The organism is Haematobacter sp. (genome assembly GCF_032102465.1).
Classification (GTDB): Bacteria; Pseudomonadota; Alphaproteobacteria; order Rhodobacterales; family Rhodobacteraceae; genus Haematobacter.
Genome location: NZ_DAMDHB010000020.1, coordinates 42,465 through 66,270, shown reverse-complemented (window position 1 = coordinate 66,270; position 23,806 = coordinate 42,465). Strand labels below are relative to the sequence as shown.

The window sequence follows — 23,806 nt, the reverse complement described above, 5'->3', positions numbered from 1 at the left end:
ATGCGCAAACCATCCACTCAAAGACACAATATTACCACGCACGCGTAAGCGCAGGATCAGGCCGAGAGACCGAGACGAATCGTAGTGCCCCATGGATCATCCAGATGCAGCGATTCCACCCCTTTCATGCGAGCGGATTCCCTTACCGCGAGTCGAACTTCCTCGAGCCCGGTGGACGGACGCTGCCTGACGCGCGCGCCACGGCTGTTCCAGACGTTCGTTGCCAGATGATGGTGATAGCCACCGGTCGCGTAGAAGGTGGCGCCTGGGTAATGCGTGGTGATGTCGAAACCCAGTTGGCCTGCGTAGAACGCCTCGGCCTCCGGGAGAGCGCCAACCTGCAGATGCACGTGCCCGACCATCGACCCCTCCGGCGCGCCGGTCCAGGGCGTTGCGGCTTCCAGAACAGCGGCGACATCCATCCGTTCGGTGGTCATTGCCACCTGCCCGTCATGCCACTGCCAGAGGCTGCGCGGACGGTCGGCATAGATCTCGATGCCGTTTCCCTCGGGGTCCGCCAGATAGGCGGCTTCGCTCACCAGATGGTCCGAGAGGCCCTGAAGCGGCGTCTGAAGGTCGGCCACATGGCGCAACCAGCCTCCCAGAGCGGCCCGGTCGGGCAGCAGAAAGGCCGTATGGAAGAGACCTGCCTCCTGCGGCATCCGCTGGCGGGCGCCTGGATCCTTGCGCAGTTCCAGAAGCCCGCGCCCCGCTGTACCAAGAACAGTGCCCTCGGCATCCTTGCTCAGGACCGACAAACCGACAACCGTCTCGTAGAAGCGCGTGACCGTATCCAAATCCCGGACGCGGAGAGCGACGCTTGCGACACTCACCGGGTCATGGTCGGGACCATGTTCCATTTCCATCATACTCTCTCCCCTGAAGCCGACCGCGAGGGTTTCGCGGCAAACGCACCATCACCGATCAACGCGAGGGCCAGCAGACCGGCAATCCAGAGCGCAAGAAACTCCCAGCCGCCATTCGGGTTGGTGAAGAAAAAGCCCGCCGGCCCATGGACGGTCGCGATTGCGCCGATCAGCGGCAGCGTCATGATTACAGCAACCCAGCGCGTATAGATGCCAAGGATAAGCGCCAGCGCGCCGATTATTTCCCAAGCGATGGTGATATAGGCCAGCCCGCCCGGCAGACCGAGCGATGCGAAGAATTGAGCGGTTCCCGCGGGGGTGAAGACAAACAGCTTCAACCCGGCATGGGCAAGAAACAGGGCACCGAGCGTGACGCGAAGCAGAAGCGCGGCATAGGGTGCCGTTCGAGTATCCAGCATGACAGATCCTTCAGGGATTCGATTTCATGCGCAGAATATGGCCCTATCCATTAGGGCAATAAATGGCGATACCGGCGGGATATTCATTCCAATATGGAAGTTATTCCCAGGCTGGCGACCGGAACTCCGCCACTAGAAAGTCGAGCAGAACCCGTACCTTCCGCGCGAGATGCCGTCCTTGCGGATAGAGCGCAAAGATGGAGAGCGCTTCCGGCTCCCATGCTTCCAGCAAGGGCGTGACATGGCCCTTGCGCACACTGTCCATGGCGAGAAAGGCGGGAATCGACGCCACCCCCTCGCCCGCCTCGGCGGCGCGCAGGCACGCTTCCGCATTCGCAAAGCGGAGACGGCCGGTCACAGGATATTCGAGCGCCTCCCCGGTCCCGGGGTCGCAAAACTTCCAGCGAAAGGGATCCGCCATATTGGTATCAAGGATGCAGCGGTGGCCGCGCAGGTCATACGGCACCTCGGGCCGGGGATGATCGGCGAGGTAATGGGGCGCGGCGCAGCGCATAAGCCGCGTCTCCGACAGTCTGCGCCCGATCAGCGAGGGTGAATCACCGATGCGCCCGATGCGGACCGCCACATCATAGCCCTCCTCCACCAGATTGACCTGACGGTCAGTGTAGGACACGTCGAGCACGATTTCGGGATAGGCTTGCGCGAAGCGGAGCAGCACCGGCGTGAGTGCGGACACGCCGAAGGACAGCGGTACGGAGGCACGGATCCGCCCCGCCGCGGTCTGAGAGGCAGTCCGAACCGCCGCGTCCAGCGCATCGAACTCCAGCAGCAGATCGCGAAGCCCTTCGTAGTAGGCGCGGCCCGCATCCGTCGGATGAAGTGCCCGGGTGGTCCGGTGAAGGAGACGCACGCCAAGAGCCTGCTCCAGCCTGCCGATCAGCTTGGAGGCCTGTCCGGGGCTCGCGCCCAGCCGTTCGGCACCGCGGGCAAAGCCGCCCGCCTCGACAACCGCCACGAACATCCGATCGGCTTCGAGCCTGTCCACCTGCGACTCCTCTTGCTACGGGAGGAGGTAAGCAGTTTATAAGGCTGGAGAAAAGCGTTTCTTCAGGCGCGCAGAGGAACGCCCTTGCGGCCTGCGAGGTCGGTAAAGAACTGCCACGCGACGCGACCCGACCGCCCCCCGCGCGTCGCCTGCCATTCGATAGCCTCGGCGCGGAGTTCATCCTCGGCCACGGGCACGCCATATGCGTCGCAATAACCGCGGATCATGGCCAGATACTCATCCTGATCACAGGGATGAAAGCCAAGCCACAGGCCGAATCGATCGGAGAGAGAAACCTTCTCCTCCACCGCTTCGCCGGGATTGATCGCGGTGGACCGCTCGTTCTCTATCATGTCGCGCGGCATCAGGTGCCGCCGGTTGGAGGTCGCGTAGAACAAGACATTCTCCGGACGGCCTTCGATACCGCCATCCAGAACCGCCTTCAGGGATTTGTAATGCTGATCGTCGTGGCTGAAGGAAAGATCGTCGCAGAACAGAAGGAACCGCTCCTCCGACTTGCGCAGGAAGTTCAGCAACCGTGACAGGGACGGCAGGTCTTCGCGCTGCACCTCGACCAGTTTCAGCGGCCGCCCCTGGCGGCGAACTTCGGCGTGAACGGCCTTCACCAGACTGGACTTGCCCATGCCCCGCGCGCCCCAGAGCAGCGCATTGTTGGCCGACAGTCCCCGGGCGAATTGCAAGGTGTTCTCCAGCAGGACGTCCCGTGCACGATTGACGCCGATCAGGAGGGAAAGGTCCACGCGCGCGACATGCGGCACCGGCTCGAGCCGGTCAGGCCCGACATGCCAGACGAAGGCATCGGCGAGCGTGAAATCCGGGAGCGCGGCGGGCGGCGGGCTCATGCGTTCCAGAGCCGCGGCAATCCGTTCGAGTGCCTGCATCGTCATGCCTTATCCTTCCCGTCGTCTTCTTCCTCGTCCACCCAGAGCCCCTCCGCCTTCATCTCGGCCTCCTTCCGGCGCTCGATCCGGCGGATGAGGAAGATGGAGATCTCATAGAGAGGGTAGATTGCGGCGAACAGGATGGACTGGCTCATCACATCGGGGGGCGTGGCGATGGCTGCCACGATCAGGATGACCACCACTGCATAGCGCCGCACGCTGGCAAGCCCCTTGGAGGTGATCAGCCCGGCCTTTCCCATCAGCACGAGCAGGACCGGAAGCTGGAAGCACAGGCCGAATGCCGTCACGAAGCTGATGGTCAGCGACAGGTATTCCGCGACGGAGCCCTGAAAGGTGATGCCGGCGGTATGGGGCGTCACACTGCCCGGTTCCGCGGGAATCGGCACGCCGGGCGTTCCAACCTGCTGGAAGGTCAGGAAGAAATTGAACGCGATCGGAATGACCACGAAAAAGGCGAAAGCTGCGCCGATGATGAACATCACCGGGGAAGCGATCAGGAACGGCAGGAAAGCGGCTTTTTCGGACCGGTAAAGTCCAGGCGCAACGAAGCGCCAGAGCTGATAGGCGATGATCGGGAATGACAGGACCAGACCGCCGAACATCGAAATCTTGATGGCGACGAAGAAGCCTTCCTGCAGCTTGATGAGAACAAGCCCGCAATCCTGCCCCCGTTCCGCCAGAGCGCCGCAGACAGGCCAGGTCAGGAAGTTGAAAATCGGGTTCCAGACGGTGAATGCGAGGAACATCGCTACCACGAAGGCGAGCGCCGACCAGATGAGCCGCTTTCTGAGTTCCGCAAGATGTTCGATCAGCGGGGCGGAGGAGTCGTCGATATCTTCGGACTTCATACTTTGGTCCCGTCTCCGGGGCTTTCGGCCGAGGCTTTCGCCACGGCGGGTTCGGATACGGATTCAGGCGCGTGCGCGCGCGGCGCGGCTGCCGCGACCGCCGCGGGATCGCTTCCCTGGGCGCTTGACGGCGTCTCCAGCGGAGCGGTGGCTGCAGGGGGGACCGGGGCTGCAGGGGGCGGCGCGGATCCATTCGCCGCGGGAGGCGTGGTCACGCCGGACGTGGTCGTGCGGTTTGCACGGCTACGGTCGTCCCAGTCGTCCAACTTGCGATTGACCGCATCGAGACCCGACTGCATGGGCGAGCGGATGGAATTCAGGTCACGCTGAATATCCTTCAACCCGGCCTCATCCGCCGCGTCTTCCATGGCGCGCTGAAAATCACGCGCCATCATGCGCCCCTTGGCCGTCACACGGCCCAGTGTGCGGAACATGGCAGGCAAATCTTTTGGCCCGACCACGACCAGCGCCACAATGCCGATCAGGACGAGTTCGCTCCAGCCGATGTCGAACATGTTCCGCTGCCTTCAGGTTCGCGGGATCAGACCTTGGTCTTTTCCTGCTCCGGGGTGGTCGCGGGCGTTACGTCACGCGCCGCGGCGGCGGAAGCGGATTCGATCTCCTCCGTCCCGTCTTTCACCCCTTTCTTGAAGGCAGTGATGCCCTTGCCGACTTCACCCATCAGCGAGGAAACCTTGCCGCGCCCGAAGAGCACCAGCAGCACCACACCGATGATGAGGATTTCGGTCACTCCGAAACGACCCATGGCTTACTCCTTCTAAGGCGTCACTGCGCCTGTTTCCCGTTCCTACGGCCGGGTGTCAACGTGCTGACTGACAGACTTACTCCCCCCTTTTGTCCTTTCAAAGCCCCCTCAACCGCATAATCACGGAAAATCGTTCAGGGTGCTGGATAGCTGAAAAGACTTAAAAAAGTGTATGTCGCGCGCTCAGTGTGCCCCGAAGAGCCCTGCAGACCCCCGTCACCGGCCTACCGGCAACGGGGAATCACCCTTCACATTGTCAGGTTGTTCAGGCCGCCATCCGGCATGAAGTTCTGCCCGATGAAGAAGCCTGCATACCGGGAGCAGAGAAAGGCGCAGGCGGCTCCGAACTCCTCCGCGGTGCCATAGCGTCCGGCGGGGATGTTGGCATACCTGCACTGACGGGCCTCCTCCAGAGTGATGCCCGCCTGCTTGGCCATGCCGCCGTCGAGGGCGATCGCCCGGTCGGTATCGTGGATGCCGGGAAGCAGGTTGTTGATGGCCACGCCCTTGCCCGCGACCTGCCGGGATGTGCCCGCGACGAAGCCGGTCAGTCCCGTGCGTGCCGTGTTGGACAGTCCGAGGGCTGCGATCGGCGCGCGGACGGATTGCGAGGTGATGTTCACCACCCTGCCCCAACCGCGATCCGCCATGCCGGGCACGAGCGCCTGCATCAGCGCCACCGGCGTGAGCAGGTTCGCATCGAGCGCCTTGATGAAATCGTCGCGCGACCAATCCGTCCAGGTGCCGGGGGGCGGGCCGCCTGCGTTGGTGACGAGGATATCCGCCTCTCCTGTGGCCTTCAGAACACGCGCGCGCCCTTCGGGATCGACGATATCGGCGGCCACGGTTGTCACCTCCACGCCATAACGGTCGCGGATATGGGCGGCGGTGGCCTCAAGCGCCTCGGCGCCGCGCGCGTTCAGGATGAGGTCCACCCCCGCCTCTGCCAGAGCCTCGGCACACCCCCGCCCAAGCCCTTTCGACGAGGCGCAGACCAGCGCCTTCCTGCCCCGAATACCCAGATCCATCCGCTTCTCCATCATTCCCTGAAGAAGGCGTAGCATCCGGCGGCGCGGGAGGCCAGCCGCACGGAGCAGGCGCGGAGGCCGAAACGGCAGCCCCCAAGCCTTGCGTCAGTTGCCCGAGGGTGTGGCGAAGGAGCGGAGCATGAACTCCGGCACGTGGTCCCCCATGCCGACGACGGGCCCATCGTCCCGCTTCTCCTTCCGGTCGCGACGGCCCTGACCCTCGCGGGAGCGGTGCGGTTTTTCCTCACGCGCAGGAGTTTCGGCTTCCACGCGCGGCTCCTCCGGCGGGGCGGATTTGGCCCTGGGCTTCTCGGCCGGCTTCTCGGCGGACTTCTCGACGCGGGTCTCTGCCTCGGCCTTCGGCGATTCCACGGGTTCCGCAGCGTCTGCCTTGCGGCGACCGCCACGGGTCCGGGTGCGCGTGGGTTTCTCCTTGCGCGGCTCGCCTGCGGCCTCGTTCTCCTCCACAGCGGCAATGGAGATCGGGTTCTCGATCCGCGGGATCGGCTGCTTGATCAGGCTTTCCACATTGGCGAGATACTTGTCGTCGGACGGAACCGCGATGGTGAAGGCCTTGCCCTTCCGCCCCGCGCGCCCGGTCCGCCCGATCCGGTGGACGTAGTCCTCCGGGTGGCTCGGCACGTCGAAGTTGAACACGTGGCTCACCGCCGGAATGTCCAGACCGCGCGCCGCCACATCGGAGGCCACGAGAATGTTGATCGAGCCGTCGCGGAAGCCGTCGAGCGTCTGCATCCGCTGCCGTTGCTCCAGATCGCCGTGGATGGGAGAAGCGTTGAACCCGTGCTGCTTCAGCGATTTCGCCAGCACATCCACATCCATCTTGCGGTTGCAGAAGATGATCGCGTTGGTGCAGGCCGCGCCTTCCTGCCGCAGCAGACCACGCAGGACGGCGCGTTTCTCCTTGAAGACCACGGCCCGGTCCTTGCGGCTCGGCTTGAACTCGACCAGCCCCTGCTCAATCGTTTCGGACGTCGTCGCCTGACGCGACACCTCCACCCGGACCGGGTTGGACAGGAAGGTCTTGGTGATCCGCTCGATCTCCGGCGCCATCGTGGCGGAGTAGAACAGCGTCTGCCGGGTGAAGGGCGTGAGAGAGAAGATGCGCTCGATATCAGGAATGAAGCCCATGTCGAGCATCCGGTCCGCCTCATCGACAACCATTATCTGCACGCCGGTCAGCAGCAGCTTTCCGCGTTCGAAATGGTCGAGAAGCCGCCCCGGCGTGGCGATCAGAACATCCACGCCCCGGTCGATGAGCTTGTCCTGCTCCCCGAAGGAGACGCCGCCGATCAGCAGCGCCTTGGTGAGCTTGGTGTATTTGGCATAGACGTCGAAGTTGTCGGCCACCTGCGCCGCCAGCTCCCGCGTGGGGGCGAGCACGAGGCTGCGCGGCATCCGCGCGCGGGCGCGGCCCTTGTCAAGCCGGGTGATGAGCGGCAGGGTGAAGGAAGCGGTCTTGCCGGTGCCGGTCTGGGCGATGCCCAGCACATCGCGCCCTTCGAGCGCAGGCGGAATGGCTCCTTCCTGAATGGGGGTCGGTGTCTCATAGCCCGCCTCTTCGACGGCACGGAGCACCTTCGGGTCGAGATTGAGATCTGAAAATTTTGTCATTGGCGTCCAGTGGTTCGGCGGCATCGGGCCGCGCGGTCAGGAGGACGCCGTTCCATGCGTCCCGGCTCGGGTCCGCAGGAGCGGACGCAATTGCTTACAGTAATTCCACTGGAAGGTCAACAATCGCGGCCCAGATGCTCCTCAGCGGCCGCATTCGCCGCTTGCCGGATGCCCGCGACGGTGAAACCAATGAGCGGGGCACCGCGTTGTCCCGTAACAAGGAGAGTTCCCATGATCGAGAAATACGGCACCGCAGTCTGGAACGGATCGCTGAAAGAAGGCCACGGTTCGCTCAGCACGCAAAGCAATGCGCTGACGGACAAGTCCTATAGCTACGCGACACGGTTCGAGAAAAGCGGCGGCTCCAACCCGGAGGAGCTTCTGGGTGCGGCCCACGCCGGCTGCTTTTCCATGGCGCTCGCCAGCATCCTCGGGAAGAAGGGGATCACCCCTCACGAAATCGACACGACCTCCAAGATCACGCTCGACCCGAGCCAGGGTGCGATCACCAAGGCGCATCTCGTCGTGGTGATCCGCGCGGATGCGGATGAGGAGACCCTCGTCGCTGCCGCCAAGGAAGCAGAAACCGGCTGCCCGGTCTCCAAGCTGTTCAAGGCGGAGATCAGCATGGAAGCGCGGAAAGGCTGACCCGTGTTGGACGCCCGGCATCCCCTCACCATCCGGTTCGGCTGTGAACTGACCATCGGTTGTGTCATGCCGACGCCGATTGTGACGATGCTGGACGTCCATCCCGAGCGGCAGGCGGACCTTTTGGCCCCCGTGGCGGCAGAGGTTCGCGGCAGCATTGAGGATGTCGAAAGCTATCTGGACGCCCACGGCAACCTCTGCCGCCGCTTTACCGCGCCTGCGGGCGATACGACCGTTCTGCTCGACGGGCTGATCCGCGATGACGGACTTCCCGATGCGGCGGACGAGGATGCGGGCGAAAATCCCGTGTCGGCCCTTCCGCCTGAGGCGCTCTATTACCTCACCGGCTCACGATACTGCGAAACCGACATGATGAGCCAGCGCGCCTGGGATCTGTTCGGAAACCTCCCGCCGGGCAGGAGCCGGGTTCAGGCGATTCTCGACTACGGCAAGTCGCAGGTCGCCTTCGACTATGCCCGCGCCAGTTCCACCCGAACCGCCTCCCAGACCCTTGCGGACGGCACGGGCGTCTGCCGCGACTTCGCGCATCTCGCCATCACCTTCTGCCGCGCGCTGAATATCCCCGCGCGCTACGTCAACGGGTATCTCGGCGATATCGGGATCCCGGCCCAGCCCAGCCCGATGGACTTTTCCGCCTGGATGGAAGTGTGGCTCGGGGATCGCTGGTGGACCTTCGACCCCCGCAACAACGCGCGGCGCATCGGGCGCATCGTCATCGCGCGCGGCCGGGATGCGGCGGATGTGCCCATGCTTGCCAGCTATGGCCCGCATGAGCTGAAAGGGTTCCGCGTCTGGACGGATGCGGTCTAACCTCAGACCATCATCTCCTTGGTCGCGGTCAGCTTCAGATCGGGAAAGTCGCGCTGAACCCTGTCGATGTCCCATTGCAGCCGCGTCAGGAATACCACGTCGCCGTCGTGATCCTCGGCGATATGACCCTTGTTGATGTTGACGAACCGCTCCAGCTCCGCCTTCGGGCCGGAGACCCAGCGCGCGGAAGTGAACTGCGAGCCCTCGAACCGCACGGGCAGCGAGTATTCCTGTTCGATCCTGCTCGCCAGCACCTCGAACTGCAGCGCGCCCACCACGCCGACGATGAAGCCGGAGCCGATCATCGGCTTGAATACTTTCGCGGCGCCCTCCTCCGCGAACTGCATCAGCGCCTTTTCAAGGTGCTTGGCCTTCATCGGATCACCCGCGCGCACAGTCTGCAGCAGTTCCGGCGCGAAGGACGGGATGCCGGTGAAATGCAGCGCCTCGCCTTCCGTCAGCGCATCGCCGATCCGAAGCTGGCCATGGTTGGGGATGCCGATGATGTCCCCCGCCCAGCCTTCCTCCGCCAGTTCCCGGTCGGCGGCAAGGAACAGGACGGGGTTCGACACCGCCATGGGTTTCTTTGTCCGAACGTGCAGGAGCTTCATCCCGCGCTCGAAATGTCCCGATGCCAGCCGCACGAAGGCCACGCGGTCCCGGTGCTTCGGGTCCATGTTCGCCTGCACCTTGAAGACAAAGCCGGTCACGGCGGTTTCCTCGGGCAGGATCTGCCGCTCCAGCGCCTTCTGCGGCTGCGGCTCCGGTCCCCATTCGCCCATGCCGTCCATCAGTTCTTTCACCCCGAAGGAATTGATCGCGGAGCCGAACCAGATCGGCGTCAGCGAGCCGTTCAGCAGCGCCTCCCGGTCGAAGGCGGGCAGAAGCTCGCGCGCCATCTCCAGTTCCTCGCGCAGCTTCGCCAGCAGGTCGGCGGGGACGTGATCGGCCAGCTTCGGATCATCCAGTCCGCTGATCTTGATCGATTCCGCCACCCGGTTCCGGTCAGCCCGGTCCATCAGTTCCAGCCGGTCGTGCAGGATGTCGTAACAGCCAAGGAAGTCGCGCCCCACACCGATGGGCCAACTGGCAGGACACACGTCGATGGCGAGGTTTTCCTGGATCTCGTCGATGATCTCGAACGTATCGCGACTTTCCCTGTCCATCTTGTTGCAGAAGGTCAGGATCGGCAGGTCGCGCAGGCGGCAGACCTCGAACAGCTTGCGGGTCTGGCTCTCCACGCCCTTTGCGCCGTCGATCACCATGATGGCCGCGTCCACCGCCGTCAGCGTGCGATAGGTATCCTCCGAGAAATCGGAGTGGCCGGGCGTGTCCACGAGATTGAACCGGAATTCCCGGTAATCGAACGACATGGCGGAGGCGGAGACGGAGATGCCCCGGTCCTGCTCCATCTTCATGAAGTCGGAACGGGTGCGCCGCGCCTCCCCCTTCGCCCGGACCTGGCCGGCCATCTGGATCGCCCCGCCGAACAGCAGGAACTTCTCGGTCAGCGTGGTCTTGCCGGCGTCCGGGTGCGAGATGATCGCAAACGTGCGCCGGCGGGCGATTTCGGGCGGAAGGGCGGGGCGGTTCTGTGACATGCGCCCGCGAATAGCGGAAGCCACGCACCGGCGCAATCGCGGCCTCCGCCGAAGGGGGTGCTTTCGCGCCGTCCGGTGATCGCCTATTGCTGGAGAAAAGCCATGACGGAGAGACGGGATGCGGAAGCTTGCGGCTGGTAACTGGAAGATGAACGGCACTCGAACCTCTCTGGCCGAAGTGGAGCGGCTGATCGCCGCCTGCCCGGAACCGGGGTGCGACGTGCTGATCTGCCCCCCCGCCACGCTGATCGCACCGCTTGTCCACAAGGCAGAGGGCGCCATCGCCGTGGGCGGGCAGGATTGCCACTGGCTGACCTCCGGCGCGCATACCGGCGACATCTCCGCCGGGATGCTGGCCGATGCCGGCGCGACCCATGTGATCCTCGGCCATTCCGAGCGCCGGAGCGACCACGGCGAGACGGATGAGGTCGTCCGCGCCAAGGTGCAGGCCGCATGGGCGGCAGGCCTCGTCGCCATCGTCTGCGTGGGTGAGACTGAGGAGGAGCGGGACGCGGGAGGGACGCTGAACGTCATCGGGCGTCAGGTCGAAGGCTCGCTTCCCGATGGCGCGAGCGCGGAGAACACGGTCATCGCCTATGAACCCGTCTGGGCCATCGGCACCGGCCGCACCCCCACCGCCACCGAGATCGCGGAGGTTCACGCCTTTCTGCGCAGCCGCCTCGCCATCCGCTACGGAACTGCGGGCAACGGGATGCGGCTGCTCTATGGCGGATCGGTGAAGGCCAGCAACTGCACGAGCGTCTTCGCCATAGCGAATGTCGATGGGGCGCTGGTCGGAGGCGCCTCGCTGAAGGCGGAGGATTTTGCCCCTATCGTCGAGGCGCTTTCCGCCGCCGGATGAAAGCCCTCCGCCAGTCCCCGACGGATCCCGCCTTCGTGCAGGATCCCTACCCGTTCTATGACCGGGCCCGCGCCGCGGGGCCGCTGTTCCTGTGGGAAGATTACGCCCTTCTCTGCGCAGCGGGCCATGCGGAGGTGAATGCCCTCCTTCGCGACCGCCGCTTCGGGCGGGAGCCGCCGCCCGGTTTCGCACCCGAAATCCCGGCGCATCTGGCGCCGTTCTATGCGGTGGAGGCGCATTCCATGCTTGAGCTGGAGCCGCCCCGCCACACGCGGCTCCGGGGGCTGGTGCTGCGCGCCTTCACCTCCCGGCGGATCGCGGCCCTGGGGCCGGAGATCGCCGCGCTTTGCCATGACCTGATCGACGCGCTGCCAAAGGGCGGAGCGGACCTGCTTCCCGCCTTTGCCCAGAAGCTCCCGGTCATCGTCATCGCGCGATTGCTGGGCGTGCCGGAGAATCGGGCGGATGATCTGCTCCGCTGGTCGAACGCCATGGTGGGCATGTATCAGGCGGGGCGCACGCCAGAGATGGAAACCCGCGCCATCACCGCGACGGAGGACTTCGTGGCCTTCCTGCGGGCGCATGTGGAAAAGCGCCGCGCTGCGCCGGCCGACGATCTCCTCTCCCTCCTCATCGCGGCGGAGGCGGCGGGGGACAGGCTCTCCACCGAAGAACTCATCTCCACCTGCATCCTCCTTCTGAACGCCGGGCATGAGGCAACGGTCCACACCCTTGGCAACGCGTTCAATGCGCTTATACCTCGGGGGATCGTGCCGGTGGAGGAGACCGTTGCCCCGCTGGTTGAGGAGGTGATGCGCCATGATCCGCCGCTCCACCTTTTCACCCGCTGGTGCCGGGAGGAGGCGGAGCTGTTCGGCCATCGCTTCCGCCCCGGCGATCAGGTGGGCTGCCTGCTCGCCGCCGCGAACCGCGACCCCGCGGTCTGGCCGGACCCCGCGCGCTTCGACCCGCGCCGGGCACCGGGGCCGCAGCTTGCCTTCGGCGCGGGGGTCCATTTCTGCGTCGGCGCGCCGCTTGCCCGGCTCGAGTTGCAGATCGCCCTGCCGATCCTGTTCGCACGGCTGAAGGGGCTTCAATTCTCCCACCCGCCGCGCTACGCCGATGTCTATCACTTCCACGGGCTGGAAACCCTTCCCGTCACTTATGAAAGACTGCCGCGATGATCCTTCGCGAAGCGACCGCCGCCGACCTGCCGCGACTGGCGGAAATCTACAACGACATCCTCGCCACCACCGATGCCATCTGGAACGATGCCCCCGTGGATGCGGAGAACCGCGCCCAGTGGCTCGCCGCCCGCCGGACACAGGGTTATCCGGTTCTTGTGGCAGAGGAAGAGGGCCGCGTGCTGGGATATGCCAGCTTCGGTGATTTCCGGCCCTTCTCCGGCTACCGGCTGACGGTGGAGCATTCCGTTCACCTCGCGCCTGAGGCGCGCGGGCGCGGCGTCGGTCGGATGCTCATGCAGGCGCTGATCGAAGCCGCGCGGGAGGCGGGCAAACATGTGATGGTGGGCGCCATCGGGGCGAGCAATGCCGCCTCCATCGCGCTGCACGAGAAACTCGGCTTCACCCATGTCGGCATGATGCCCGAGGTGGGCGTGCGGCAGGGGCGCTGGCTGGATCTCGTCCTGATGCAGCTCCGGCTGGACGTGGCACCTGTGAAGGATCGCTGATCCAGAGCCGCGCGCCGGGAATGCCGCGGATGGTGGCCTCTCCCCTCGGAAACCGGTGATCGACGGATTGAGAAGGGGGGAGAGCGCCGCTTCGGAGTTCTCCCGAAAACCGGCTGATGCAGCCTTGTTTTTGAGGGGAGTGCTTCCTGTCGCGGCCTGATTGGCCTGTTCACTCATCCCCTAGAGCTATGGCCGCCGATCCGCTCCCCTTTGCACATCCCAAAGCATCGGCCGATCCAAAGCCCCCATTGCAAACCTGCTGCAAAGAGAATCTCGAATCTTTTGGCTTTGGCCGAACAGGGCTAGCAAGCTTCTGAAAAAGGCTTTTTGGCCTGTGTTGGAGCGGAAATCGTTCGCGATCTGACAAAATCCAGCCGGAAATCTATAGACTTCCCGGCGTTTCCGGGCCGATTTTCCGCTCTTCGGCACATAGGCATGGCACTTCAGGACTTTTTCAGCAGCCTGCTAGAGCTATGGCCGCCGATCCGCTCCCCTTTGCACGCCCCAAGGCATCGGTCGATCCAAAGCTCCCATTGCAAACCTGCTGCAAAGAGAACCCCGAATCTTTTGGCTTTTGGCAGAACAGGGCTAGAGCAGCCAGTCGATCGGCAGCCAGCTCAGGAACCGGACCGTGGCACGCGAAAGCCATGTGGTGTTCGGTTCGGTCAGATGGGTGACAGGCTCGCCGCCCGGCACGGGATCCAGCCAGACGATCCGGTCATTCTCCAGAACCACGCTGTAGGCCTCATCGGGGATCTGGGAGTCAAAGGCGCTGCCCATGCGCTGCGCGAGATCGGGGCTTTCGATCAGGAACCCCATTTCCGTGTTCAGATAGGCCGAGCGCGGATCGAAGTTGAACGACCCGATGAAGATCCGCGCCGCATCGACGGTGAAGGTCTTGGCGTGCAGGCTGGTCATGGAAGAGCCGAGAAAGCCGAAATTCTCCGTTTGCCGCCGTTGGTTGCTGCCCGCATCCGACTTCAGTTCGTAGAGCCGCACCCCCGCCTCTGCCAAAGGTTTGCGATGCTTGATATAGCCGGAATGCACGGGCAGAACGTCTGTCGCATCCTGTGAATTGGTGAGAACCCGCACCGTCACGCCGGAACGCGCCCAATCCTCGAACTGCTCGGACAACCGGTTTCCCGGCACGAAATACGCGGAGATCAGGTCGAGTGAACGCCGGGGCGTTTCGAGTATCTCGCCCAGCCGGACGGCCATCAGCCCGCTCCGGTCATTCTTGCCCAGCCCCTTCGCGGGATCGTCGCTGACCAGTTTCACGGGCACCCAATCGACTTTGTAACTCCCGTCCAGAAGCTCCCTCACCGCCGGATCGGAGTGAACGCGCGCGACATAGGCATCATGCGCGGAGTCCTTGCGGGCGGCGGCGATCCGGGCATCCAGCAGGGCGCCCGGATCCTCCGGCGCTGGGACGAGGAGGTCCACCGGATAGGCCGAGCCACTGGCCCAGTAGCCGTCGAAATCGACCGACACGTCCTTGGCCACCTGCCCCACCCCCAGCACGTCGAGATCGAGGTAATGCGCGTCCGGCCCGCTTTCGAAGTAGATGTCTCCCACGTTCCGCCCGCCGATGACGGTAGCGATACCGTCCGCCGTGAAGGATTTGTTGTGCATCCGCCGGTTCACCCGGACGAAATCATAGAAATAGCCGAGCCAGCGCGGATTGCGGATCGTGAACGGATTGAAAAGCCGCACCTCCGCATTAGGGAGCTCATTCAGGGCGGCCAGTTCCGGGTCCAGATCGGGTACGCCGTTGTCATCGACGAGCAGCCGTACACGCACCCCCCGGTCCGCTGCCCGCCGAAGCGAGTCCAGCAGCAGCGTGCCGGTCAGGTCGTTTTGCCAGATGTAATACTGGACATCGAGCGTCTGCACCGCCGCATCGGCCAGCGCCATCCGCACCGCAAAAGCATCGGGGCCGCTGAAGATCGCCCTTATGCCGCTCTCCTTGCCATGGGCGGCCGCCTCTCCGACGATGAACCTGCCGAGCGGCGTCTCCGCCGAGGGCGGAACGGCATGCGTTTCCGTCCGTCCGTCGAGCGAGGGTAGCGGAAACATCAGGCGCAGCACAACGATGGCCGCGACAATGGCCAGCGCGACGATTGCCAGACCGATCAACACGGCACGCATCATTCCGCCGCACCCGGTTCCGTGTCATCCGATTCAGCGTCCCCCGGGCGCGCGTCAGACTTCCTCGACAAGGCTCACCCCCCCGATGGCCTTGATCGCGCCTTTGATCTGCGGAGACACCGGATAATCCTCGCCCAGACGGATGACGATCTCCCGGCCCGTCTCCGGGTCGGTCACACAGAATTCGATCGGCGCGCGCGAGCGTATGCGCTGCTCCGCCATCCGCTCGAACAGCGCGGCGACGGAACGCGCGGCGCGCGCCTCCTTCAGATGGATGCGAAGCCCGGCGGTTCCCGCATCGGCCACCACGCCGTCGATGGGCGCAGCGCCCCGCGCCAGCAGTTTCAGAGTGTCGGCCTCCATCGTCGCCTCCACCGTCAGCACGACCGCCGATCCCGGCTCCAGAAACTGCCGCGTCGCCTCCAACGTCTCCGAAAACACCGTCACCTCGTATAGTCCTGTCGGATCCGAAAGCTGCACGAAGGCGAAACGGTTCCCCTTGGCCGATTTCCTTTCCTGCCGGGAGGAAACGGAACCCGCAAGCTTCGCCACGGTCGGCCCGCGTTCGGCCTGCCGGGTCAGCGCCTCCAGCGTCAGGACACCCTTGCGTTTCAGGGCGGGCATGTAGTCGTCCAGCGGGTGGCCGGAGAGGTAGAAGCCGATGGCCTGATGCTCCTCCGCCAGCCGCTCCACCGGCAGCCAGTCGTCGCAGTTCACCAGCCGCGGCTCCGGCAGATCGTCTCCCGCCTCGCCAAACAGCGATACCTGCGCCGAGACGCGCGCCTCATGTACGGCGGCGGACCAGGCGACCAGCGCATCGAGGCTGTCGAACACCCGGCGCCGGTTGCGGTCCAGCGTGTCGAAGGCCCCTGCCCGCGCCAACATCTCCAGGGGACGCTTGCCGATCCGTTTCAGGTCCACCCTCCGGGCGACATCGAACAGGTCGCGGAACGGTCTGTCGCCCCGCGCCTCCACGATGGCGCGCATCGCCTCCACCCCCACGTTCTTCAGGGCACCCAAGGCATAGACGACGCGCCCGTCCTTCACGCTGAAGGTGGCGAGCGAGCGGTTCACGCAAGGCGGCACCGTCTCGATCCCCAGCCGGTCGACCTCGCGCTTGTAGACGTTCAGCTTGTCGGTCAGGTGGATATCGCAGTTCATGACGGCGGCCATGAACTCCACGGGATGGTTCGCCTTGAGCCAGGCGGTCTGGTAGCTCACCACGGCATAGGCGGCGGCGTGCGACTTGTTGAAGCCGTAGTTTGCGAATTTCTCCAGGAGGTCGAAGACCTCGCCCGCCTTCTTCGTGTTCACGCCGTTCTCCACGGCACCGTTGACGAACTTGGGCCGCTCCTTCGCCATCTCCTCGGCGATCTTCTTGCCCATGGCCCGGCGGAGCAGGTCGGCGCCGCCCAGGCTGTAGCCCGCCATCACCTGCGCGATCTGCATCACCTGTTCCTGATAGACGATGATGCCCTGCGTCTCGGCCAGGATATGGTCGATGGAGGGGTGGATCGACTCGATGGGCCGGAGGCCGTTCTTCACCTCGCAATAGGTGGGGATGTTCTCCATCGGGCCGGGCCGGTAGAGCGCGACCAGCGCCACGATATCCTCGATGCAGGTGGGCTTCATGCGCCGCAGCGCATCCATCATGCCGGAGCTTTCCACCTGGAACACCGCGACCGTCTTGGCGGAGGCGTAAAGCTCATAGGTCGGAACGTCGTCGAGCGGGATATGCCCGATGTCGTTCGCGGCCCCCTCCTTCGGCACGTAAAGCTCCCGCCCGTCGGCGGAGCGGTGCAGCTCACCGCCGCCCGCAAGGATCAGGTCGATGGCGTTCTGGATCACGGTCAGCGTCTTCAGCCCGAGGAAGTCGAACTTCACCAGACCCGCCGCTTCCACCCATTTCATGTTGAACTGGGTGGCGGGCATGTCAGACCGCGGATCCTGATAGAGCGGCACCAGCGCGTCGAGCGGCCTGTCCCCGATCACCACGCCGGCAGCATGGGTGGAGGCGTTGCGCAGCAGCCCCTCGATCTGCTCGGCATAGCCCAGCAGACGGCCCACCACCTCCTCCGCCCGGGCGGCTTCGCGCAGGCGGGGCTCATCCGCCAGCGCCTTGGCGATGGAGACGGGCTTCACCCCCTCCACCGGGATCATCTTGGAAAGACGGTCCACCTGTCCGTAGGGCATCTGGAGCACGCGGCCCACGTCGCGCACCGCGGCCTTCGACAGAAGCGCGCCGAAGGTGATGATCTGCCCCACCTTGTCACGGCCGTATTTCTCCTGAACGTAGCGGATGACCTCTTCCCGCCGGTCCATGCAGAAGTCGATGTCGAAGTCCGGCATCGACACCCGTTCCGGGTTCAGGAAGCGTTCGAACAGCAGGCTGTAGCGCAGGGGATCAAGATCGGTGATTGTCAGCGCATAGGCCACCAGCGACCCCGCGCCCGAGCCCCGGCCCGGACCCACCGGGATATCGCGCTGCTTGGCCCATTTGATGAAATCGGCGACGATCAGGAAGTAGCCCGGAAACCCCATCTGCTCGATGATGCCAAGCTCGAAGGTCAGCCGCGCCTCATATTCCGCGACGCTGGCGGAATGCGGGATCACCGCCAGCCGCTCACGCAGGCCGTTCCACGCCTGACGGCGCAGTTCCTCCACCTCGTCATCGGCAAAGCGCGGCAGGATGGGCGGGTGCTTCTTCACCTTGAAGGCGCAGCGGCGGGCGATCTCCACCGTGTTCTCCACCGCCTCCGGCAGATCGGCGAAGAGCGTGACCATCTCCGCCTCGGACTTGAAGTAATGCTGCGGGGTCAGCCGCCGGCGCGGCTCCTGCTGATCGACATAGGCGCCCTCCGCGATGCAGATCATCGCGTCATGGGCCTCATACATCTCGGTCTTGGGGAAATAGACATCGTTGGTGGCGACGAGCGGCAGGCCCATCGCATAGGCCATCTCGACAAATCCCTGCTCCGTCGCCCGCTCCGCCAGCGCGGGAGCCCCCCCCTCTCCGGGATGGCGCTGGATCTCCACGTAAAGGCGGCCGGGATAGATGCCCGCCAGCTGCTCCAGCAGCACCTCAGCCTTGTCGCGGTGACCGGCGATCAGATGCTGGCCGACCGCACCCTCCGGCCCGCCGGTGAGGCAGATCAGCCCCTCGGCATGGGTTGCCAGCTCCTCCACGGTGACGGACGGCAGCTCCCCCCCCGCATCCAGATAGAGACAGGAGGAGAGCTTCATCAGGTTGCGGTAGCCTGCCTCGTTCTGCGCCAGCAGCACGACCGGCGCGGCGCGGCGGGCCTTCTGGCTGGGCGCGGCCGCCCCTGCCAGCACGGACACCTGACAGCCGACGATGGGCTGCACGCCCGCGCCGCTCGCCAGGGTGGAAAACTCCAGCGCGCCGAACATGCTGTTCGTGTCGGTCAGCGCAACGGCGGGCATCCCTGCCTCGACGCAGAGCTTCACGAGCTTCTTCACCGGCACCGCCCCTTCGAGGAGCGAATATTCGGAATGGACGCGGAGGTGGATGAATCGGGGAGCGGTCATGGGCGGGAGCTTACGCCCTCCCGTGCGGGGAGCAAAGTGCTGGACAGCATTCCGTCGCGCACCTAGCGTTCCGGCATGCGGATCGAACGTCTGGATCATCTCGTGCTGACCGTCGCCTCGGTGGAGACGACGGTGGAGTTCTATACCCGCGTGCTGGGGATGGAGGCCGTGACCTTCGGCGCGGGGCGCAGGGCCCTTGCCTTTGGCCGGCAGAAGATCAACCTCCATCAGCGGGGCAAGGAGATCGACCCGAAAGCCAGGCACCCGACCCCCGGCTCCGGCGATCTGTGCTTCATCAGCGCAGCGCCGCTGGACGACGTTCTCCGCCATCTCGCCCGGACGGGCACCCCGGTGGAGGAGGGTCCGGTGGAGCGGACGGGGGCCGAGGGGCCGATCCGCTCCGTTTACCTCCGCGACCCGGACGGCAATCTGATCGAGATTTCCACTTACTGACGTCGCTCAAGCAGTTCGATCCGGTTGCCGAACGGGTCTTGCAGGTAAACCCGGTCATGGTCCGGCAGCCCCTCATCGGCCAGCACCGGAATGCCCGCGGCCCGCAGGCGGAGGGTCATGGCGGCAAGGTCGCTGACTTCGAACGCGGGATGCGCCTTGGTGGCGGGCCGGAACGGCTGCTCCACCCCCAGATGGAGACGGACATTGCCCGCCTCGAACCAGACACCGCCCCGCGCGGCAAGCGCCGGAGGCTTGGGAACTTCCGCAAAGCCGAGGTGGGGAAAGAAGGCGCGCGCGGCATCCTCGCCTCCCTCCGGCAAGGCAAGCTGGACATGATGAATGGACAGGAGCGCCATCCGACCACCCTTCCACCCCTGTTCCCGAACGTCAATCGCACGCGGAAAGAGCCAATTCCCTTATCCGGCGACATTTTATGAGCATTGCGATCACATTCCCGGCGCGAGACAACGCTCCGGCAGGCGCCGCGCGCAGATATCTGTTGCCAAGGGGGAGGGGCTGCGCTTACCTCGACCTCAAGAACGCGCGCCCCTCTTACGCCGCATCGGACGGGGCACCAGACGCTTCAGGGAGTAAAGCGGCAGGTCATATTCAATGGAGATCGCGTTTCTGCTGAACGGAACGCCGGTCAGGGTTGCGGGCGAACCGCCGACCCGGACCCTTCTCGACTGGCTGCGTGAGGACCGCGGCCTTACCGGAACCAAGGAAGGCTGTAACGAGGGCGACTGCGGCGCCTGCACGGTGATGGTCGCCGATGAGGACGGCGCACGCGCGCTCAACGCCTGCATCCTGTTTCTGCCGCAGCTTCACGGCAAGGCCGTCCGCACCGTCGAAGGCATCGCCGGGCCTGCGGGCGAGCCGCATCCCGTCCAGACCGCGATGGTGGAGAAACACGGCAGCCAGTGCGGCTTCTGCACGCCCGGTTTCGTCGTTTCCATGGCCGTCGCGCATCTGAACGGCCGGCGCGACCATGACACGGTGCTTGCGGGCAACCTCTGCCGCTGCACCGGCTATGCACCGATCGTGCGCGCGGCGGAGGCCGCGGAAAGCGCCCCCGTGCCCGGCTGGATGCATGACCCGGCGCAGGATGCCGTGCAGCCCGTCGGCGGAGACGATGTTTTCATGCCCCGCAGCAGCGATGCGCTCGCCACGTGGTATCTGGAACACCCGGAAGCCGTGCTGATCGCCGGAGCCACGGATGTGGGGCTCTGGGTCACGAAGGACCTGCGCGATCCTGCGCCCGTCGCGTTCCTTGCCGGGATCGCCGACATGAAGCGCATCGAGATCGGGGAGGAGGAGATCCGCATCGGCGCGGGCGTCACACTCTCCGCCTTCGGAACCGCGATGGCCCCGTTCCACCCCAGCCTCGGCGAGATGATCCGGCGCTTCGCCAGCACCCAGATCCGCAACGCAGGCACGATCGGCGGCAATATCGCCAACGGCTCCCCCATCGGCGACGGCCCGCCCGCACTGATCGCGCTTGGCGCGACGCTCCACCTGCGACGCGGAGAGGAGCGGCGGACGCTGCCGCTGGAGGCGTTCTTCCTCGACTACCGCAAGCAGGATCGCCGCCCCGGAGAGTTCGTGGAGGCAGTGAGCATTCCCCGCCAGCCCGACCCCCGCCAGCCCGACCGGCTGCGCTGCTACAAGCTTTCCAAGCGCTTCGATCAGGACATCTCCGCGGTCTGCGGCTGTTTCAACGTGGCGGTGGAGGATGGCACCGTCACCGCGGCGCGCATCGCCTTCGGCGGCATGGCGGGCATCCCGAAACGCGCCTCCGGCGTGGAGAGGCTGCTCATCGGCCAGCCGTGGACGGAGGCCACCATCGCCCGCGCGATACCCGCCCTGACCGAAGATTTCACGCCGCTGACCGACATGCGGGCCTCCGCCGCCTACCGGCTGGAGACGGCGGGCAACATGCTCACACGCTACTTCCACGACCTTGCGGGCCGGCCGGTGAACATTCTGGAGGTGCAGCCATGAGCGTGGCAAAACCCCTCCCCCATGACGCGGCCCCCCTGCATGTCAGCGGCAAGGCCCGCTACGTGGATGACATCCCCGTGCCCGCCAACACGCTGTCGCTGGCCTTCGGCCTGTCCACCGTCGCGCGGGGGCGCGTGACATCCCTTGATCTCGCGCCGGTGCGTGCAGCGCAGGGCGTGGTGGCGGTGATGGGGCCGGAGGATCTCCATCCGATCCCCGACGTCTCTCCCGGCGCGCATGACGAGCCGCTGATCGCGGATGGCGCCGTGCGCTATGTCGGCCATCCGCTGTTCATCGTTGCCGCCACGAGCCACCGCGCGGCGCGGCAGGCCGCGAGGCTCGCCCGCGTGACCTATGCGGAAGAGGAGCCCATCCTCAGCGTGGAGGCAGCACTTGCCGCCGGCAGCCGGTTCGAACAGGGACCGGTGACCTGGACCAAGGGCGATGCCGAAGCCGCCATTGCCGCCGCGCCCCGCGTGGTGACGGGCCGGATCGAGATGGGCGGGCAGGAGCACTTCTATCTCGAAGGGCAGGCCGCGCTCGTACTGCCGCAGGAAGGGGGGGACATGATCGTCCACTCCTCCACCCAGCACCCGACGGAGATCCAGCACAAGGTGGCGGAGGCGCTCGACCTGCCGATGAATGCCGTGCGGGTGGAGGTGCGCCGCATGGGCGGCGGCTTCGGCGGCAAGGAAAGTCAGGGGAACCATCTGGCGGTGGCCTGTGCGCTGATGGCGCGGGCGACGGGACGGCCCTGCAAGATGCGCTACGACCGGGATGACGACATGACGGTCACCGGCAAGCGGCACGATTTCCGCATCGACTACCGCGTGGGCATCGACGGCGAGGGGCGGATCCTCGGCATCGCCTTCGACCAGTACACGCGCGCGGGCTGGAGCCAGGATCTGACGCTCGCGGTGGCCGACCGGGCGATGCTGCATGCCGACAATGCCTATCACCTCCCTGCCGCCCGGATCACCTCGCACCGGCTGAAAACCAACATGCAGAGCGCCACAGCCTATCGCGGTTTCGGCGGTCCGCAGGGGATGCTGGGGATCGAGCGCGTTCTCGACCACATCGCCCATGCCGTGGGGCGCGATCCGCTGGAGGTCAGAAAGCTCAACTTCTACGCGCCCGCCCGGCCCGAGGCACATCCAGTCGTCATCGGGGAACCGGCGCCCGAAACGCCCGGCCCCGAGATCCCCGAGGATCGCGTGACCTCCGGCGACCAGACGGTCGAGCGGGTCCGTGTCGATCCCGACGGGCTTCAGACCACGCCCTACCACATGCCGGTCGAGGATTTCGTCCTGCACGAGATGGTCGCCGAACTGGAACAGATGGCCGACTACGCCGCCCGGCGTGAGGCGATACGCGCGTGGAACCGGACGAGCCCGGTGCTCAAGCGCGGCATCGCGCTGACGCCGGTGAAGTTCGGCATCTCCTTCACGCTCACCCATCTCAATCAGGCGGGCGCGCTGGTGCATGTCTATTCGGACGGCTCGATCCACCTGAACCACGGCGGCACGGAGATGGGACAGGGCCTGTTCCAGAAGGTGGCGCAGGTCACGGCGGCTTCCTTCGGGGTGGAGGCCGACCGGGTGAAGATCACCGCGACCGATACCGGCAAGGTGCCCAATACCTCGGCCACGGCAGCCTCCTCCGGCTCGGACCTGAACGGCATGGCGGCAAAGGCTGCGGCCGACACGATCCGCGACCGGATGGCCGCCCATCTGGCCGAAAGCCACCAGACGACGCCGGGCAAGGTGCGCTTTGCCGACGGACGGGTGGAGGTGGCGGGCGAAAGCTACAGCTTCGCCGAGGCGGCAGCGCTTTGCTATCAGCACCGGGTGAGCCTGTCCTCCACCGGGTTCTACGCCACACCGAAGATCACATGGGACAGGCTGCGCGGCGTGGGACGGCCGTTCTTCTACTTCGCCTATGGCGCCTCCGTCACCGAAGTGGTCATCGACACGCTGACCGGAGAGAACCGGATCCTGCGGACGGACATCCTGCACGACGCGGGCGCGTCGCTGAACCCTGCGCTGGACATCGGTCAGGTGGAGGGCGGTTACGTGCAGGGCGCGGGCTGGCTCACCACGGAGGAGCTGGTATGGGACGGCAAGGGGCGGCTCCGCACCCATGCGCCCTCCACCTACAAGATCCCCGCCTGCTCCGATCGGCCCCGCAACTTCAACGTGCATCTGTGGGAAAAGGGCCGGAACCGGGAGGATACGATCTATCGCTCCAAGGCGGTGGGGGAGCCGCCCTTCATGCATGGCATATCGGCACTGATGGCCCTGTCCGACGCCGTCGCGGCCTGCGGGGACGGCTCTGCCTATCCCGATCTCCACGCCCCCGCGACGCCGGAGCGGATCCTCTCGGCCATCGCCCGGCAGCGGAGGCAGCCATGACCCGGAGCGCGCATGCCTCCGGCGGCGCGGGGGACGCCCCCCGCGGCCCCCGGCCCGGACCGCTGAAGAGGACCGACCCCTCGGTGACGGTTGAGGGCAAGAGGGCGCGACACCCCGGGCC

General features: G+C 65.5%; 21 protein-coding genes. 8 read left to right on the top strand and 13 right to left on the bottom strand.

What is annotated here, in order from left to right:
* Positions 1-56 precede the first annotated feature (56 nt).
* The 9 genes from RT513_RS13280 to RT513_RS13240 form a co-directional block, all read right to left on the bottom strand.
* The gene (locus RT513_RS13280; RefSeq protein ID WP_313534109.1) at positions 57-866 is read right to left on the bottom strand and encodes a VOC family protein; all 810 of its coding nucleotides are present in this window, start codon (positions 864-866) and stop codon (positions 57-59) included.
* Positions 866-1,285 (bottom strand): DoxX family protein, encoded by a 420-nt coding sequence (locus tag RT513_RS13275; protein ID WP_088215344.1) that lies wholly within the window; start codon positions 1,283-1,285, stop codon positions 866-868. Before RT513_RS13275 ends, RT513_RS13280 begins: the two co-directional genes overlap by 1 nt.
* 100 nt (positions 1,286-1,385) lie before the next feature.
* A complete protein-coding gene (locus RT513_RS13270; protein ID WP_290688901.1) occupies positions 1,386-2,291 on the bottom strand; it encodes a LysR family transcriptional regulator in 906 nt (301 codons plus the stop codon).
* 62 nt (positions 2,292-2,353) lie between these two features.
* Entirely contained in the window at positions 2,354-3,199 is an 846-nt protein-coding gene (locus RT513_RS13265; RefSeq protein ID WP_290688899.1) for an ATP-binding protein, read from the bottom strand.
* Positions 3,196-4,062: a twin-arginine translocase subunit TatC gene (gene tatC, locus RT513_RS13260; protein ID WP_290688897.1), complete on the bottom strand. Its 867-nt coding sequence runs from the start codon at positions 4,060-4,062 to the stop codon at positions 3,196-3,198. Before tatC ends, RT513_RS13265 begins: the two co-directional genes overlap by 4 nt.
* Entirely contained in the window at positions 4,059-4,577 is a 519-nt protein-coding gene (gene tatB / locus RT513_RS13255; RefSeq protein ID WP_290688895.1) for a Sec-independent protein translocase protein TatB, read from the bottom strand. The genes tatC and tatB overlap by 4 nt, the downstream gene beginning before the upstream one ends.
* Before the next feature lie 26 nt (positions 4,578-4,603).
* A complete protein-coding gene (locus tag RT513_RS13250; RefSeq protein ID WP_035746531.1) occupies positions 4,604-4,828 on the bottom strand; it encodes a twin-arginine translocase TatA/TatE family subunit in 225 nt (74 codons plus the stop codon).
* Positions 4,829-5,076: 248 nt separating this feature from the next.
* Positions 5,077-5,856 (bottom strand): SDR family oxidoreductase, encoded by a 780-nt coding sequence (locus RT513_RS13245; protein WP_290688881.1) that lies wholly within the window; start codon positions 5,854-5,856, stop codon positions 5,077-5,079.
* A 105-nt stretch (positions 5,857-5,961) separates the two neighbouring features.
* The gene (locus tag RT513_RS13240; protein WP_290688879.1) at positions 5,962-7,488 is read right to left on the bottom strand and encodes a DEAD/DEAH box helicase; all 1,527 of its coding nucleotides are present in this window, start codon (positions 7,486-7,488) and stop codon (positions 5,962-5,964) included.
* 231 nt (positions 7,489-7,719) lie between these two features.
* On the opposite strand from RT513_RS13240, the gene RT513_RS13235 reads away from it, so the two are divergent.
* Positions 7,720-8,136, top strand: a complete 417-nt coding sequence (locus RT513_RS13235) for an OsmC family peroxiredoxin (protein WP_179209164.1) — start codon at positions 7,720-7,722, stop codon at positions 8,134-8,136.
* A 66-nt stretch (positions 8,137-8,202) separates the two neighbouring features.
* On the top strand, positions 8,203-8,967 hold the full coding sequence (locus RT513_RS13230; protein ID WP_290688877.1) for a transglutaminase-like domain-containing protein: 765 nt from the start codon (positions 8,203-8,205) through the stop codon (positions 8,965-8,967).
* A 2-nt stretch (positions 8,968-8,969) separates the two neighbouring features.
* Here RT513_RS13230 and RT513_RS13225 read toward each other — a convergent pair whose 3' ends face one another.
* Positions 8,970-10,568, bottom strand: coding sequence for a peptide chain release factor 3 (locus RT513_RS13225; RefSeq protein ID WP_290688875.1), 1,599 nt, complete (start codon positions 10,566-10,568; stop codon positions 8,970-8,972).
* A 118-nt stretch (positions 10,569-10,686) separates the two neighbouring features.
* On the opposite strand from RT513_RS13225, the gene tpiA reads away from it, so the two are divergent.
* The 3 genes from tpiA to RT513_RS13210 are packed head-to-tail and all read left to right on the top strand — an operon-like array spanning position 10,687 to position 13,123.
* On the top strand, positions 10,687-11,430 hold the full coding sequence (gene tpiA, locus RT513_RS13220) for a triose-phosphate isomerase (RefSeq protein WP_088215352.1): 744 nt from the start codon (positions 10,687-10,689) through the stop codon (positions 11,428-11,430).
* Positions 11,427-12,614 carry a cytochrome P450 gene (locus RT513_RS13215; RefSeq protein WP_290688872.1) on the top strand — a complete coding sequence of 396 codons (1,188 nt, stop codon included), beginning with the start codon at positions 11,427-11,429 and terminating at the stop codon, positions 12,612-12,614. Before tpiA ends, RT513_RS13215 begins: the two co-directional genes overlap by 4 nt.
* Positions 12,611-13,123, top strand: coding sequence for a GNAT family N-acetyltransferase (locus tag RT513_RS13210; protein WP_290688870.1), 513 nt, complete (start codon positions 12,611-12,613; stop codon positions 13,121-13,123). Before RT513_RS13215 ends, RT513_RS13210 begins: the two co-directional genes overlap by 4 nt.
* A gap of 588 nt (positions 13,124-13,711) precedes the next feature.
* Here the strand turns inward: RT513_RS13210 and RT513_RS13205 are convergent.
* Together RT513_RS13205 and dnaE are read right to left on the bottom strand one after the other, a co-directional pair.
* Complete coding sequence (locus RT513_RS13205) at positions 13,712-15,274, bottom strand: phospholipase D family protein (RefSeq protein WP_290688868.1); 1,563 nt, start codon at positions 15,272-15,274, stop codon at positions 13,712-13,714.
* Positions 15,275-15,325: 51 nt separating this feature from the next.
* Entirely contained in the window at positions 15,326-18,820 is a 3,495-nt protein-coding gene (gene dnaE, locus RT513_RS13200) for a DNA polymerase III subunit alpha (protein WP_290688866.1), read from the bottom strand.
* 75 nt (positions 18,821-18,895) lie between these two features.
* Here dnaE and RT513_RS13195 point away from each other — a divergent pair, with 75 nt between their 5' ends.
* Positions 18,896-19,273, top strand: a complete 378-nt coding sequence (locus RT513_RS13195; RefSeq protein ID WP_290688864.1) for a VOC family protein — start codon at positions 18,896-18,898, stop codon at positions 19,271-19,273.
* On the opposite strand, the gene RT513_RS13190 is transcribed toward RT513_RS13195, so the two are convergent.
* On the bottom strand, positions 19,267-19,629 hold the full coding sequence (locus RT513_RS13190) for a VOC family protein (protein WP_290688862.1): 363 nt from the start codon (positions 19,627-19,629) through the stop codon (positions 19,267-19,269). The genes RT513_RS13195 and RT513_RS13190 overlap by 7 nt on opposite strands.
* A gap of 256 nt (positions 19,630-19,885) precedes the next feature.
* On the opposite strand from RT513_RS13190, the gene xdhA reads away from it, so the two are divergent.
* Together xdhA and xdhB are read left to right on the top strand one after the other, a co-directional pair.
* Positions 19,886-21,274 carry a xanthine dehydrogenase small subunit gene (gene xdhA, locus RT513_RS13185; RefSeq protein ID WP_290688860.1) on the top strand — a complete coding sequence of 463 codons (1,389 nt, stop codon included), beginning with the start codon at positions 19,886-19,888 and terminating at the stop codon, positions 21,272-21,274.
* Complete coding sequence (xdhB, locus tag RT513_RS13180; RefSeq protein ID WP_290688858.1) at positions 21,271-23,685, top strand: xanthine dehydrogenase molybdopterin binding subunit; 2,415 nt, start codon at positions 21,271-21,273, stop codon at positions 23,683-23,685. The genes xdhA and xdhB overlap by 4 nt, the downstream gene beginning before the upstream one ends.
* Positions 23,686-23,806: the final 121 nt, after the last annotated feature.